General features: G+C 51.8%; 17 protein-coding genes. 4 read left to right on the top strand and 13 right to left on the bottom strand.

Annotated features, from left to right (window positions below):
• Window positions 1–43: 43 nt before the first annotated feature.
• The 6 genes from GAP13_RS06425 to GAP13_RS06400 form a co-directional block, all read right to left on the bottom strand.
• A complete protein-coding gene (locus GAP13_RS06425) occupies window positions 44–412 on the bottom strand; it encodes a NifB/NifX family molybdenum-iron cluster-binding protein (protein WP_158907358.1) in 369 nt (122 codons plus the stop codon).
• A gap of 8 nt (window positions 413–420) precedes the next feature.
• Window positions 421–1,308, bottom strand: a complete 888-nt coding sequence (locus GAP13_RS06420) for an ATP-binding protein (protein WP_158907356.1) — start codon at window positions 1,306–1,308, stop codon at window positions 421–423.
• Window positions 1,305–2,183 (bottom strand): nucleotide-binding protein, encoded by an 879-nt coding sequence (locus GAP13_RS06415; protein ID WP_158907354.1) that lies wholly within the window; start codon window positions 2,181–2,183, stop codon window positions 1,305–1,307. Before GAP13_RS06415 ends, GAP13_RS06420 begins: the two co-directional genes overlap by 4 nt.
• A 22-nt stretch (window positions 2,184–2,205) precedes the next feature.
• Window positions 2,206–3,144, bottom strand: a complete 939-nt coding sequence (locus GAP13_RS06410) for a radical SAM protein (protein WP_158907352.1) — start codon at window positions 3,142–3,144, stop codon at window positions 2,206–2,208.
• Between the two features lie 3 nt (window positions 3,145–3,147).
• Window positions 3,148–3,444 carry a DUF362 domain-containing protein gene (locus tag GAP13_RS06405; protein WP_158907350.1) on the bottom strand — a complete coding sequence of 99 codons (297 nt, stop codon included), beginning with the start codon at window positions 3,442–3,444 and terminating at the stop codon, window positions 3,148–3,150.
• Between the two features lie 177 nt (window positions 3,445–3,621).
• On the bottom strand, window positions 3,622–4,014 hold the full coding sequence (locus GAP13_RS06400) for a DUF134 domain-containing protein (RefSeq protein WP_222126165.1): 393 nt from the start codon (window positions 4,012–4,014) through the stop codon (window positions 3,622–3,624).
• A 194-nt stretch (window positions 4,015–4,208) separates the two neighbouring features.
• Between GAP13_RS06400 and GAP13_RS06395 the strand changes: the two genes are divergently transcribed.
• Window positions 4,209–5,453: a class I SAM-dependent rRNA methyltransferase gene (locus GAP13_RS06395; RefSeq protein WP_158907346.1), complete on the top strand. Its 1,245-nt coding sequence runs from the start codon at window positions 4,209–4,211 to the stop codon at window positions 5,451–5,453.
• 7 nt (window positions 5,454–5,460) lie between these two features.
• Here the strand turns inward: GAP13_RS06395 and GAP13_RS06390 are convergent, their stop codons facing one another.
• The 4 genes from GAP13_RS06390 to rbr form a co-directional block, all read right to left on the bottom strand.
• Window positions 5,461–5,751 (bottom strand): hypothetical protein, encoded by a 291-nt coding sequence (locus tag GAP13_RS06390; RefSeq protein WP_158907344.1) that lies wholly within the window; start codon window positions 5,749–5,751, stop codon window positions 5,461–5,463.
• Between the two features lie 149 nt (window positions 5,752–5,900).
• A complete protein-coding gene (rd, locus tag GAP13_RS06385) occupies window positions 5,901–6,062 on the bottom strand; it encodes a rubredoxin (protein ID WP_158907342.1) in 162 nt (53 codons plus the stop codon).
• 29 nt (window positions 6,063–6,091) lie between these two features.
• The gene (locus tag GAP13_RS06380; protein WP_158907340.1) at window positions 6,092–6,466 is read right to left on the bottom strand and encodes a desulfoferrodoxin; all 375 of its coding nucleotides are present in this window, start codon (window positions 6,464–6,466) and stop codon (window positions 6,092–6,094) included.
• Window positions 6,467–6,515: 49 nt separating this feature from the next.
• Window positions 6,516–7,091, bottom strand: coding sequence for a rubrerythrin (rbr, locus tag GAP13_RS06375; protein WP_158907338.1), 576 nt, complete (start codon window positions 7,089–7,091; stop codon window positions 6,516–6,518).
• Window positions 7,092–7,240: 149 nt separating this feature from the next.
• Here rbr and radC point away from each other — a divergent pair, with 149 nt between their 5' ends.
• Window positions 7,241–7,942 carry a RadC family protein gene (radC, locus tag GAP13_RS06370; RefSeq protein WP_158907336.1) on the top strand — a complete coding sequence of 234 codons (702 nt, stop codon included), beginning with the start codon at window positions 7,241–7,243 and terminating at the stop codon, window positions 7,940–7,942.
• Between the two features lie 58 nt (window positions 7,943–8,000).
• Here the strand turns inward: radC and GAP13_RS06365 are convergent, their stop codons facing one another.
• The 3 genes from GAP13_RS06365 to GAP13_RS06355 form a co-directional block, all read right to left on the bottom strand.
• Complete coding sequence (locus GAP13_RS06365) at window positions 8,001–9,179, bottom strand: aminotransferase class I/II-fold pyridoxal phosphate-dependent enzyme (protein WP_158907334.1); 1,179 nt, start codon at window positions 9,177–9,179, stop codon at window positions 8,001–8,003.
• A 155-nt stretch (window positions 9,180–9,334) separates the two neighbouring features.
• Window positions 9,335–10,102, bottom strand: coding sequence for a potassium channel family protein (locus GAP13_RS06360; protein WP_158907332.1), 768 nt, complete (start codon window positions 10,100–10,102; stop codon window positions 9,335–9,337).
• A 31-nt stretch (window positions 10,103–10,133) separates the two neighbouring features.
• Window positions 10,134–11,459 carry a TrkH family potassium uptake protein gene (locus GAP13_RS06355; protein ID WP_158907330.1) on the bottom strand — a complete coding sequence of 442 codons (1,326 nt, stop codon included), beginning with the start codon at window positions 11,457–11,459 and terminating at the stop codon, window positions 10,134–10,136.
• An 89-nt stretch (window positions 11,460–11,548) separates the two neighbouring features.
• Between GAP13_RS06355 and trkA the strand changes: the two genes are divergently transcribed.
• Both trkA and GAP13_RS06345 read left to right on the top strand, forming a co-directional pair.
• Window positions 11,549–12,949, top strand: coding sequence for a Trk system potassium transporter TrkA (gene trkA / locus GAP13_RS06350; RefSeq protein ID WP_158907328.1), 1,401 nt, complete (start codon window positions 11,549–11,551; stop codon window positions 12,947–12,949).
• Window position 12,950: 1 nt separating this feature from the next.
• Window positions 12,951–14,411, top strand: coding sequence for a TrkH family potassium uptake protein (locus GAP13_RS06345; RefSeq protein ID WP_158907326.1), 1,461 nt, complete (start codon window positions 12,951–12,953; stop codon window positions 14,409–14,411).
• Window positions 14,412–14,494 lie beyond the last annotated feature (83 nt).

Raw genomic sequence — 14,494 nt, 5'->3', positions numbered from 1 at the left:
CGAGGGGGCGGGCAGGTTCAATAGCATGACGCTTACTAGGTTGCTATTCTATTTTTTCGAGTTTCCCGGCCTTGAATAGCTCATAATTTTCCCGGGCGGTCTTGCCGGGGACGCCTGCAAAGAGCTTCATCGTGCTTCTTGCAAGAACAGCCATGGCTTTGGGGCCGAGCTGGGCGCCGATATAGACCGTTGCGCCTGAATTCACCACCGCCTGGCCAGCCTGAACGCCTGCTCCGCCTGCCGCGTTGACATTGCTCGCGTTGTCGATCCATGACCATTGGTCTGTTTCTTCTTCGTATACCACAAAACCCGCGGCTCTGCCAAAGCGGTCATCGAGGAACGAATCCTTGCCTTTGTTTTCGCTTGCGCTGAATATGATCTTCAATTTGCCCCCCATAGTTGTTTTAGTCATAATTGCCGTTATTGCCATTTCTGAAATCGTTCCAATATCGAGCGCCATGTCTGTGTTAAGGCTGAGGTTATGCGCTCGTCGTCAGTTTCTTCTAGCACTGTTTTGCCATTACGCACAGCGCGCACAAAATCAGAGGAGAGAGGAATTGCGCCCCAGAAATCATTGCCGGTCTGCATCGTTATTGCTTCGATTTTTCTGCTCAGCACTTCATTGATATCAGCACGATTGACAAGTACACCCCCAGGGATTTTCAGCTTTCTGGCCATTTCCATGGCGCGCTCCAGGTCGGAGACACCGGAACGCGTGGGCTCTGACACGAACAGAATGTAATTGGTGCCTGTCGCAGCGGCGATTGCAGGGCAGCTGACACCCGGTGGGCCGTCGATGATAATCACTTCGGCGCCCTTTTCTTCCGCGATTTCATCGGCGAGGCGGCGCACCTGCGTCGAAAGCTTACCTGAATTCTCAGCGCCGATGGACAGCTCGGCATAGACAATTGCGCTATCAAATCTGCTTTGGCCAGTGAAAATGTCGCCGCTTTTGCGCTCGACCATGGAAATTGCATTGAAAGCACATACGCGTGGGCAATAGCCGCATCCTTCGCACGAAGCTGCTTCGATTCGATATTTCGGACCCGCCTTTTCGATGGCATCAAAACGACACACTCTCGCACAGGCACCACAGCCAATGCAGGCTTCCGGATCAATGACAGCAACCATTCCGCCCGAATATTCCCGGCTCTGAATATTCTGTGCGCCTGCTACAAGAGCAAGATTCGATGCGTCCACATCACAGTCGCAGAGCACCGCGCGTTTGCCGGCAAGATAACCGAACGAAGCCGCAACGGAAGTCTTCCCTGTCCCGCCTTTTCCGGAGAGTATCGCGATACGTATCATGGCTGGCCTCCTGCTCTGACCTTTAAAAGCCATGATGCAATCCTGGAGAGCGCGTGTTCGAGCGCCGGGAATGCGCCTACCGGAATGTTGCCTTCAGAATACGACTGCGCAAGTCTAGAGTTGTAAGGTATCCGAGCGATGATGGGCACCTTCTCCTCATTCGCAAATTTCTCGATGCCTGCATACCCGGGGCTGTCTTTATTGATCACAAGGGCGCAGGGTTTGCGGCTCGCTTTTGCAAGCTGGTATGCAAGGCTCATATCATGCAGGCCGAACGGGGTTGGCTCTGTCACGAGAATGACCGCGTCGGATTTGATCATTGCTTCGCGAGAGGCACAGGCGGTTCCAGGCGCTGCGTCGAAAACAAGCCATTGAATGCCTGCGGTCTGCGCTTCTCGCAAGGCCTTGTCGCGGGTCTGTCTCACGAGGGTTGAGGCGATTTCCTGGCCGATATCGAGGCGTCCTTCAATAAAAACAAGATTCTCGTTGACGGAATATTGTTGAATCTGGCCGATTTTTGCCGGTACCATGGAAAGCGCGGAGGCAGGGCAAAGGTCCGAGCACGCATAACAGCTGTGGCACAGTTCCGGAAATACAATAATGTACTTCGGGAGTGCTGCGATTGCGTTGAATTTGCAGAAGCCTTGGCATTTACCGCAAAAAATGCAGAGGTCCTCCCTCCATTTCGGCCTGTACACAACTGCATCGACCGAATCCTTACGCTGTTTTTGCAGGAAAAGGCCCGCATTCGGCTCTTCGACATCGAGGTCAGCAAGAAGCACTTTCTCACCACGCCTGGCGAGTTGTGTCGCAAACGAGACGGCCACCGTTGTCTTGCCAACGCCGCCCTTGCCGCTCATGATAGTGACTGTCAAGATTAGGTTCCTTTCGCTCGCTCTATGATTGTTCCTGCTTCCCAAAGACAAATTCGGACGGAAGCACATATTTGCGGTTTTGATAGCTGATAATTTTGAATTTTCCGCTCGCGATTAGCCGGTCGAGCGTTCGCTGTGCGAAGTATGCTTCGATCGTTCGTGCTTGGGCAATCCTCAGAGGGTGGCGCCTGCAGATTTCAGAGATAGCTTCTACAGCGCTATGAAATTCATCTAGCCCAAAACTGCCTTCTTCAAGCTGCGTCACATTTTCTCCGCCGAACAGCGCAAGGGCCTCGAGTATAGTTTCCGGTCGCGGCATGTGTACCCATGGCTCGGCAGGAGGCCTTGTGGGAGCCATCACATAGGTTCGCTCCGGATGGACACTGTCGATGAGGGTCTTCAAGCTTTTCATGGCTTCGGTATCCGTATTGACCATATCGACGAGCATGATTTCAGCCCAGATCTGCCCTTTGAACTCTGCGGCAAACTGTTGGATGCCTTGCCAGACCTGTTCAAACCGAAGACTACCGTGCGGCCGGTGCATACCCTTGAAGGTGTCCGGATCGCTCGTTGCCATGGTGATATTGACCACATCGGCTTCGCGCAGATCCTGCCGCACATCTTCCATCCACAAGAGCGAGCCATTCGTGATCACTGCCACTTTATAAGGAAAGTTCTGTTTGCATTCGTGAATTAGAGCTCCGAGGTCAAGACTCAAAGTAGGCTCGCCATCTCCGACAAAGGTTATATAATCGATCTTGCCTTCATTCGCGCGCACCACTTTTTCGATATCGGCAAACACAGCTTCTTTTGGGAAGAAACTATGCCGCTTTGTTGTCAGGGTTTTTGTGCGGCCCAGCTGGCAATACACGCACGAGTAGCTGCATGTTTTTTCGGGAATCGGACTTACACCGACTGATCGGCCTAACCTGCGCGATGGAACCGGGCCGTACGCATACATGGGCTACCTCCCGCCTCTTCCGCCGCCAAGACCTCTCCCATGCCCTTGCCCTCTGCCCAAACCACCGCCGCCCATGCTTCGACCTAGGCCTCGCCCCATGCCTTGCCCGCGCATCGCAGGATTTTCCGAATTCGGCCGTATGGCCTGGCGGGGACAAACATCGAAGCAAATGCCACAATAGGTACATTTGGCATTATCGATCACTGCAACATTCTCTGAATTCATGGCAATTGCGTCGACAGGGCATTTTGGCACACAAATGCCACAACCCGAACATTTCGAAGCATCAACCCATGGCATTCTCACCTCCTTCTACTGAATCCAGCAGAAATGCATTTCCAACGACAGCAGCAGAGAGCTTAGTTATTAGCATATGCCAATAATATCACTATACAATGGTCCTGTCAAATGCCAAAGAGGGCGTTATGGCTGCGGGGACTCCTCAAATTGAGTATTGAATAACAGTTTATCTGGGCACTAGGTGCGCGACCTGATATTGCTGCTTCCGCAGTGAGGGCAATTATGCGGCGTTTCGCTTCCGGAAGGCATGTTCCATTCCTGCCGGCAATCGAGACAGACAAAAGATCCACCGGAAATATCCACGAATCCGCCTTCAATGCGAAGCGCCTTGCCGTTGACAAGCACATCGGCCACCTTTTTGCGCGCTGATGCGATAATGTTGCCGAAGGTCTGCCGCGAAACGCCCATGAGTTTCGCTGCGTCTTCCTGATACTTCCTCTCCAGGTCCGCAAGCCGGAGCGCTTCCAGTTCATCAAGTGTCAAAATGACTTCCTCCAGCTCGCGCTGAGGGATCCCTGCGGGCTTGAATATGTTTGTAATGGGGCGTCCGTTGATTATCCTGTATTTCATGGGCCTTGGCATAATGGACCTCTCCGGGGATGGTTTTCAAAACGTACTATCAGATTGAAATACTAAAGCATCGCTTGTCTAGTAGGAGCCGCGCCTTCTTTACTTTCTTTACCTTCTGCGCCTTCCTTTCCTTGCTCACCTTCCTTTCGTTCCCCTCCTTGCCCCCCTCGGCCCGGAACCGTTACTGTATCTCCATGGCCACAATTATTCTCAAATCCAAAGAAGATATCCGCATCCGCCGGGGGCACCCATGGATCTATGACAACGAAATCGCACGCGTTGAGGGCGAGCCGGAGCCCGGCGGCGAGGTCGAAGTGCGCGACGCGCGAGGGCTCCACGTGGGCTACGCGTTTTTCAATCCGAATTCAAAAATTCGTGCGCGCGTGTATTCACGGACCGCAAAGAAAGCTGATGAAGAGTTTTTTGTGCGCGCGTTCGAAGCGGCCTGGAAATGGCGCAAATTTTGTTTTGGTGAGCCTGCAATCGAAAGGCGCCTGAGCTTGCGGCTTGTCTATGGTGAAGCGGATTCGGTGCCGGGGCTTATTGTAGACGGATTCGTGGGTGCCACGGGTACTGAAGGCCTCTGGCTTTCTGTACAATTTCTGAGCCTTGGCGTTGAAATGCGCAAGGCAGAAATTCTGAAAGCCCTCCGCTCTGTTTTTAATCCTGATGGCATTGCTGAGCGATCCGATGCGCCTGTGCGCGCGCTGGAAGGCTTGCCTGAATCGGTCGGGGTTCTGTGGGGTTCCGTTCCCGAGCGCATTGTTATTGAAGAAAATGGTGCGCTGTTCGAAATCGATCTTCTGGGTGGGCAGAAAACAGGCTGGTTCCTTGACCAGCGGGCCAACCGCGCGGCAGCAGCAAAGTATGTCTCACGCGCACAGTGGGCGGATAGCCCAAACAAGGCTATCGGCGCGCGCGTGCTCGATATGTTCTGCAACCAGGGGGGCTTTTCTGTACTCGCAGCCAAAGCAGGGGCGGCTTCGGTGCTTGCGGTGGACAGCTCGCGTGACGCACTTGCCCTGCTCAGGAAAAATGCCGCGCTCAACAGCGTTTCCGATCGAATTACGATTGTGGAGGCCAACGCCTTCGATTATCTGCGCGACCTTGAAAAAATGGGGCAGCGCTTCGACCTCATTATCCTTGATCCGCCTGCCTTTGCAAAAAACCGCGCAGCCCTCGAAAGCGCTCGCCGCGGCTACAAAGAGCTCAACTTGCGCGCGATGCACCTTCTGGAGCGGGGCGGCGTACTTGTTACCTTCTCCTGCTCGCATTGGTTCTCTCCGGAGATGTTCGATGCCGTTCTCGCAGACGCAGCCTTTGATTCGAACCGGCGTTTGCACATCCTCGAAGAGCGAACACAGGATCTCGATCACCCCATCCTGAGCGGTTATGACGAGTCGCGCTATCTGAAATGCAGGATTGTGCAGGTAGTGTGAACGCGGCCTACAGCGCCTTCACCTTCGAGACCGATTCGAGATAAACCCCGAAGAGCCTCGAAAGCTGGCCTGCCTCTGTATATTGAGTGCCGGCTTTTTTATTGAAAAATTCGATAAAGCTCTGCATCTCTTCTGGTTTTTCCGAATAGAGAGCCGAAGCAAATGCAGCGCGGTACAGCCCCTTTTCGGCCAATTCCATAGTCGAAAGGCGGCCGAATTCCTTCTTTGCCTTGGCGTCAACTATTGCGGTGTCGCCATCGTATCCGATGCAGAAAACAAAATCTTCGCGGGAAATCATACTCACTCCGTAGTTCTAAAGATAACAAAGAAAACGGCAAATGGTCAGGGGGCGCCTTCGCAACCGCGCTCATGCAGACAAAAAAGAGCGCAGACACGCCGCGGCGCTGCGCTCTTTTTGATGCGAAAAGTCCTGTTCAGGCGGCTAATTCAATCCATCGGCGAGAATGAGTCCTTGCTCGCACCGCACATCGGGCAGACCCAGTCATCAGGCAGCTGGTCGAACGGGGTGCCTGCTGGAATCTTACCGTCGGGGTCACCTTCAGCAGGATCATAAATGTAGCCGCATACATCACATACGTACTTCTTCATGGAGCGCTCCTTTCAATTCTGCTTCGTTTCTATGCTTTCCACAACCCGTGAAGATTGCAGTACTCTCTTGCCTGTACCTTTTCAGCCTTTACAGGGAAGAAGGCTTTGGGTTCCTGCCCTGGAGCAAGGAACGCGCGATACGAATTGCCATCAGCAAGCAGCTCGATCCATTCAATGTAATGCTTTTCTTCCATCGGATGCGGCACCGAGCCGACCTTGACCCACCACCCGTCCTTCGTCTTCTCCAGAACCGGGACATGTTTTTCTTTTGCGGCATCGGTTGTGTTTTCAACAAAGAGCTTCATCGGTTCGCCGCAGCATACGAGTTCGCCTTCGCCTTCATGCAGCACTTCAACGATATTGCCACATTTCATGCATTTGTAAATCTGCTTTTTCTGTGTCATTTCTAACCTCCATTCAGTTTGCGAAGCCGGCAGTCCGCCGGCTTTCTTCTTACCAATTCTCGCCCAAAAGCTCGAAATACGCTTGTGGATGCGCGCAAGCCGGGCATACCTTGGGCGGCTCTGTCCCTTCAAAGAGATACCCGCAGTTGAGGCAGCGCCACACTACTTTCTTGTCGCGCTTGAAAACTCTGCCGGCATCGATATTGGCCATGAGGGCTTCGTACCGCTTTGCATGCTGTTTTTCGGCTACCGCAATTGCTTCGAAAACAGCCGCGATAGCATCGAACCCTTCTTCGCGCGCTACTTTTGCAAAGCCGGGATACATTTCCTTCCATTCGTAGTTCTCGCCGCTAGCCGCTTCGGCCAGGTTTTCGCGCGTGGTACCGATGACTCCTGCAGGAAATTCAGCGGTGACCTTTGCGGTTCCGCCTTCCAGGAACTTGAAAAGGCGCTTGGCATGTTCCTTTTCCTGATTCGCGGTTTCCTCGAAGATCAGTTGGATCTGGATGAATCCTTCTTCCTTTGCTTTTGATGCAAAATACGTATAGCGGTTGCGCGCCTGCGATTCGCCGGCAAATGCAGTAAGAAGATTCACTTCAGTTTTTGTGCCCTTCAGACTTTTCATAGTTTCCTCCTGTGGTTCGTCTGATAAAATTCTAATACACCAAGCTGTCTTGTTGTATTATATGCCACTCGATGCCCGAACGCAAATACACCGCCAAGGATTGAATCAGAAAATCTTGCGCGCGCGTCTTTACTGTAGGAGACAGCAGTATGGAAGAATGGCAGGCTTATGAAAAAGCAGCGCTGAGCATCGAAAGCAGCACCTCGCCGTTGGATATCCGCGAGCGAATGGTGCGCTTCGGCAGTGGTTCCATATCGAATCTTGATCTTGTGGTCGCGATTCTTGGTACAGGAATACCTGGCAAACCGGTCCGAAGGCTTGCGAGGGAAGTGCTCGATCAGATCACTCAGAGTACGCATTCCTTCGATATCAATAAATTGATGGTGATTGCCGGCATGGGAGAAGCAAAAAGCTGTGCCGTTGCGGCAGCAATCGAACTGGGCCGTCGCATCTTCTCGACACGCGGCACGCGGATTACCATGCCCAAGGACGCATATCCGCTCCTCATCCATTTCGCAGATCTGCGGCAAGAGCATTTTATTGTCATATCGTTAAATGGCGGCCACGAAGTCAATGCGGTGCGGGAAATTACCAAGGGATTGATCAACAAGACAGTTGTCCACCCACGCGAGGTCTTCGCTGATCCTATAACCGACAGGGCCTGCGCGGTCATTGTTGCGCATAATCATCCCAGCGGGAATCTCGAACCTTCAGAGGAGGATTTGGACATCACCAAGCGCCTGCGGCAATCGGGAGACATTTTGGGCATTCCGGTGCTGGATCATCTTGTGTTCTCGGAAACAGGATATTTCAGCTTTGTGGAACATGGACTGATTGCGCCGACAAAATAAAAAGGCGCACTGCCGGATTGCGACAGCGCGCCGCTTAATAACAATACCGCGACAAGGCTCAAATAATGCCGAACTTCTTCCCGGCTTTTTCGAAGATATCGAGCGCGCGCTGAAGTTGTTCCTTGGTATGCGTCGCCATGTACGACGTGCGCAAAAGCGCCATGCCTTCCGGCACCGCTGGGCTTATGACAGGGTTGGTGTAGACGCCGCCGTCGAAGAGCTCTTTCCAGAAGCGGAAGCAGGTCTCGTCCTCGCCGATGATGACGGGGATAATCGGCGTCTGCGTGTTGCCGATATTGAAACCAAGCTCGCGAAAGCCTTTCATCATGAAGTGCGCGTTCTCCCAGAGCCGCTGGACATGCTCAGGCTCGGTCTCCATGACTTCGAGCGCAGCAAAGGCAGCCATCGCATTCGGCGCCGGCAACGATGCCGAGAAAATGAAGGAACGCGCGGTATGCTTGATGTAGTTGATGACATCCTTGTCTCCTGCAACAAAGCCACCGAGCGAAGCAAAGCTCTTCGAGAACGTTCCCATTATAAGATCAACCTTGTCAGTAAGCCCAAAATGCCATGCGGTTCCGCGTCCACCACCGAGCACCCCAAGCGAATGCGCATCATCGACATAGAGCCGCGCACCGTAGCGATGGCAAACATCGACAAGTTTCGGCAGGTCCACGATATCGCCGCCCATGGAGAACACACCATCGACAACGACCATTGCGCCGGATTCCGGCGGAATTTTCTGGAGAATGCGCTCGAGCTGGTCGAGGTCGCCGTGAACATAGCGCTTCATCTCCCCTATGCCAAGTCTGCAGCCATCGACGATCGATGCATGGTCATCCTTATCGGTAATAACCACATCATTGCGTCCGATAAGGGCGGATATCGCTCCTAGGTTCGTCTGCATGCCAGTAGAGAATACTAGCGCCGCATCCTTGCCGACAAAGGCTGCGAGCCTCGCTTCAAGCTCCTCATGCAGCTTGAGCGTGCCGTTCAGAAAGCGACTGCCCGTGCACGATGGGCCGAATTCTTCAAGAGCCTTACGCGCAGCTTCCCTGACCTTGGGATGCATCGTAAGGCCAAGATAGTTGTTGGAGCCGATCATGATAAGGCGGCGGCCATGGAAAACAGCCTCGGTTCCTTCAAGCCCGTCGAGCGGCTGGAAATAGGGGTAAAGCCCCTTTTCCATGGCCTGTTTGTCCAGGTCGAAATCGAAACATTTTTGAAAAATGTCCATAGGTGGACCTCCCTGTTGCGCGCAGATTCAGTCTGCAACGCGGTTCGCCGGAAGCATAAGCGCCGCCGGAGCGCACAGGCTGTATATCAAGACCTGTGCCGCTACTTTGATTGTAATGGTTTGACAAAAAGGAATCAACTTGTCAGGGGAAAGCGCTATTTTTTTGTGTCGTCTTGTTTTTTGCGGCTGAACATGCTCTTTAGCAATACGCTGAAGTTGACCTTTTTCTTCTCGTGCTCTGCTGTTTTCTGGACGCCGGAAAAGACGAAGACATCACTTTCCTTCCCAGTCACAAGAAGCACATCCCCTGCCTGAAAGCGATATGCGATATCGAGATCGTTGAAAACGCCTTCAGCTTCTTCGTTGACATTTCTCTGCAAAGAATGCTTGACCGCCACAACATTGACATGGTGCTTGCGCCGCAAGTCTGTCTCTATTACGGTCTTGCCAAGAACAAAATCCGGCGCGATCACTTCCGCAAGCACGAGGTCACCGCTTATCGGCATGAAATTGGTCAGGGACGAAGAAAGCACCAGCGGAGTAATCCTGGTGGCGGCTTCTCTGTCGGAATTCACAACCCGCGTAGCTCCCACGAGGCGCAAAAGCTCTTCATATTCCTCGGAATTGGATTTAACGATAATTTCAGGCACACCGAGCTTTTTCAAACGGAACGTCACAAGCAAAACCGCGGCGCCATTGGATTCGACATCGACAATGGCCACATCGACAGGGTCATGAAACACTCGTTCGAAAGCTTCCCCATCGAGCAAATTCATTGTATATGCAGTCGAAACCATCTCCTTGACGTGTTCGATCCTTGCCTGGTCATCGTCCACCGCAATTATCTGATCAGTAATTTCAGCAATGCGCTCCAGCATTGACATTGCGAAAGACCCAAGTCCGACAAATGCAAATTGCCGCATAACGCACCATCCTTCCCAATATTAGAATACTCTATAATAAAATATCCGCCCGCGGAGACCTGGCATACCGTTCTGTTGAATATTTCGAGCTCGGAATTGCCATCGCGAAGAGGCCAACCCTGCCCATGAACATTGCGCTTACCAGAGCAAGCTTCGAAACAGCCGACAGATGCGGCGTAATGCCAATTGAAAGTCCGACTGTACCAAAGGCGGAAACACTCTCGAATATAGCTGTTTCGATCCCGAGCGGATTCCCGTGCACTTGCTCGGCAATCAACAACACTACAGTCACTGCCAGCACAATAATTACCGCCCTTACAACAACCGCTGCTGCTTTGAAAATCGAATACGGCATTACAGCTCTATTTCGATCCACAAGAACGCCCCCTCCTTCGCGAAATCTGAGGGCAACAAGCAGCATGAGATAAAATGTTGTTGTCTTGATGCCGCCGCCAGTCGATCCCGGAGAAGCGCCGATGAACATGAGTATGATGGTGACGAACTGGGCCGCGCTCGTCAATTTGGCCTGCGGCACTGTATCGAAGCCTGCTGTTCTCGATGTAACAGACTGAAAGAAAGAAGCCATTATCTTCGATGCGCCGCTCATTCCCTTGAACGCGTGATTGTTCTCGAGAATGAAGAACAGGATCGCTCCTATAATGATAAGGCCCACACTCGTGCGGAGCACAATCGAAGAATGATACGTCAGATGCAGCTTTTTTTTCTGTATCAGCCTCGCGATATCTTGCAGAACAATGAAACCCAATCCGCCGCAGATGATCAAAATCATTGTTACTACATTCATCAAAGCTTCATCGCGGAAATTCTCCATTCCGGATCTCAGGGTCGAAAAACCGGCATTACAAAAAGCCGATATCGCGTGAAACAGCGAATCGAACAGCGTATAGCCGCTCCTGGAGAGTACAGGCCATATAATCAGCGTTCCCAGCAGCTCGAATCCTGCTGTCCAGCCTATAATTTGCGTAATGATCTTTCTCGTGCGGAATTCGACCGAAGGTACAGTATAATCGCCCGTAAAACCCCGCGTAATAACGGAAATTCTTTTGCGCGGAGAGAACAGGTACAGGGTGGAGAACGCGATAATCCCCAGCCCGCCCAGCTGAATCAGCAAAATCAGCACAAACTGCCCAACGCGCGTCAAGGAAAGTGTATCGACTGTGGTCAAACCAGTCACGCACACGGCGCTCGTCGCGGTAAAAAGAGCATCAACAAAACGCATGCTCCCGGTCTTCGTCGCGAAGGGCATGGAGAACAGAATGGTGCCAGCAGCAATAAGTCCAGTAAAATAAAGAATGAGGAGCGATTTTTCTTTCCCGATCTGGATGCGAATACTCACGCTGGTCTCCTGGTACTATAGTAGACAAAATACCTGCGCTGCTCAATCGGCCATTGCCAGTATGCGGTTCCTCTCCTATACTTCTAGCGATGAAAATAGCAATTCTTGGCGCAGGCCTGCTTGGTTCATTGATAGCCCACGAGTTGATCACCGAGAACCGCGATGTCGTCATCATTGAAAAGAATCCGAATGTCGCAAAAGCCATATCGAACGACCTCGATTGCATTGTCGAAGAAGGCGATGGGGAACGTCTCGATACGCTCATGTCAGCAGGCGTAGCCGATGCCGATTGGTTCATTGCCTGCACTGGCAGCGATGAAACCAATATTGTTTCCTGCGGCATCGTCGCTGAAGCCTTCAAGAATGTCAAAACAATAGCCAGAACGCGCAATCCCTATTTCGCGTCCTTCAAAAATACCGGAAAGCGAATTTTGGGCGTCGACTACATCATCAACCCGGAGGCGGAAACCGCGGAAGCCATTGCGCGTATTATTTTCCGCGGCATGTCGCCTGAAATCATCGACGTAAAGGAAGCGGGCATTCAGTTGAGGCGAATCCATTGCAGCTCGCAGGCCCGAATCATCGGCAAACCGCTTTCAGACGTGCGGTCGCTTATTGGCCCTGAATTTATGGTGCCTGCTGTCATGAGAAAAGGGGAGCTCATTGTCCCTGCAGGCGACTTTGTGTTTGAAGAAGATGATTCCGCATATATTCTGGGTGAGCCCAGCTGGCTCGACCGGCTTTTTGGCCCCTGCAAGAGCACATTGAGAAAATTCAGTTCCTTGGTGATTTTTGGAGCGGAAGCGCTGACATCGCTTCTTCTTCAGGAGCTCGGTATTGAGCAGATTGTTGCTCATACGCGGCGTTCAAGGGATAGGGGCGCGCTTTCATTGCTGGGGAATCCGAGGATCAAGGTAATCGACGGCAATCGCGAAGCATTGAAAGCGCTTTCCACAACCTTCCCCGATATCGAGCCCATAAATCACCAGATGAGCGAAGAGCGTCTTATAGATGAAGAAAATATCGGCAGCGCAGACATTGTGCTCTGCCTCACCTCGCATCAAAGCATCAACATTCTGACCGCTCTCCTTGCCCAGGAGGCAGGAGCCCGCCGCACGCTTGCCCTTGTCACGAATGATCTCTACAGCAATATTCTCGACCCGCTCAATATCAATATCGTGATCAACGAAAAAACCGTAGTATCAGGCACAATTCTGGACAGAGTCCGAAAGGCGAAAATACGCAGACTATACAGCTTCCCCCGCAATGAATATGAGCTCATCGAAATTCAAATTTCAAAATCGTTTGAGCGTCTTGGCTTCGAAATACGCAACTTGAATCTGCCAAAGGGATTCCTCGTGACGTTTATTATTCATGAAAGCAAAACGATTGTGCCGACAGGAGATACCCGCATCCAGGAAAATGACCTGGTAGGGCTTATTGTCAAAAAAGAGCAGATTGGCAGGCTCGAAAGTATTTTCGGAGCGTAATATGCACCTCAAATCAATTCTCCGGATGCTTTCCGCTATTCTCATGATTGTTTCGCTTTTCATATTGGCATGCGGTTTTTTTTCCATCACAGAAAAGAATCAGGTGCGTGTGATCGTCTCGTTCTTTATTCCTGCCGGGGTGGGGCTGGCTTTTTTTCTTTTCATGCTCTTCATTTGCCGCAAGGATTCTAAACCTTTTCTTACAAAGCGCGACGGGTTTTTATTTGTCACCCTGAGCTGGGTATTCGCGTCGGCAATCGGCGCCCTGCCTTTTGTACTGTCCGGGTACATTCCTTCCTACATCGACGCATTTTTTGAAACAATGTCGGGATTTACCACGACGGGAGCGAGCATTCTGACCAACATCGAGGTCCTTCCGCGCGCGCTCCTGCTCTGGCGTGCCACCACGCATTGGCTGGGAGGAATGGGCATTGTCGTACTGCTTGTCGCCATTCTGCCCACGCTCGGCTTCAGCGCGATTCGGGTAATTGAAGCGGAAGCGCCAGGGCCGTCTATCGATCGTATCGCGCCGCATATCTCAAGCACAGCAAAAGTGCTCTGGCTGATTTATCTCGGGCTGACCGGGCTGGAAGTGCTCTTGCTGGTTATCGGCGGAATGACACTCTTTGATGCGATATGCCATGCCTTTGCGACGATGGCCACAGGCGGTTTCAGTCCGAAAAACGCAAGTGTGGCCTATTACAATTCGGGCTTTGTGCATGCAGTGATCACGATTTTCATGTTTCTGGCCGGAATGAACTTCACATTGCATTATCGTCTGCTTAGCGGGAATTTAAGGAGTATTCTGAAAGATACTGAATTCAGAGTATATTTTGCGATTTTTGCTATTTCATCGGTTATTATTGGTGTGGATCTGCTTGTATCCGGAATGTACCGGAATTTCGGAGAATCTCTGCGATTTTCTTCATTTCAGGTTTCATCGATTCTCACAACGACGGGATTCGCGACTGCGAACTTTGGACAATGGCCGGAAGTTTCTCAGACCATTCTTTTCTTTTTGATGTTCATAGGCGGGTGCGCGGGATCAACTGGCGGCGGTATCAAAGTGATCCGTATTGTCGTGCTGTTCAAGATGGCAGTAACCGAAATGCGCTATGTCGCGAATCCGCGGGGAGTGTATGCGATATTTTTGGGGAACAAGGCGCTTCGCAAAAATGTGATTTATGATATTGCAGCGCTGGTGTTTCTGTATTTTGCGTTCTTTTTTATTTCTGTTATTGTGATCAGTTTTTCAGGTGTGGATATTTTGACAAGCGTGACCGCGGTCATCGCAAATCTGGGAAACATTGGGCCTGGGCTGGGCAAAGTTGGACCTGCGTTCAACTATGCGTTCTTTCCGTGGTGGGCAAAGTTGTGGCTTGCGTTCGCGATGCTGGTGGGAAGGCTTGAAGTGTACACGGTGCTCATTCTGTTCTCGAGGAAGTTCTGGCGATCGTTTTGAGATGGCGCGCGAACACCAGCGCGACGAGCCAGTGCACTGAAGCCCTGCGCGGGGCTGATTGCTGACTGGCGCGAAGCTGATTG

Source organism: Rectinema subterraneum, from assembly GCA_009768935.1.
Taxonomy (GTDB): Bacteria; Spirochaetota; Spirochaetia; order Treponematales; family Rectinemataceae; genus Rectinema; species Rectinema subterraneum.
This window is presented reverse-complemented; position numbering and strand designations above follow the sequence as displayed.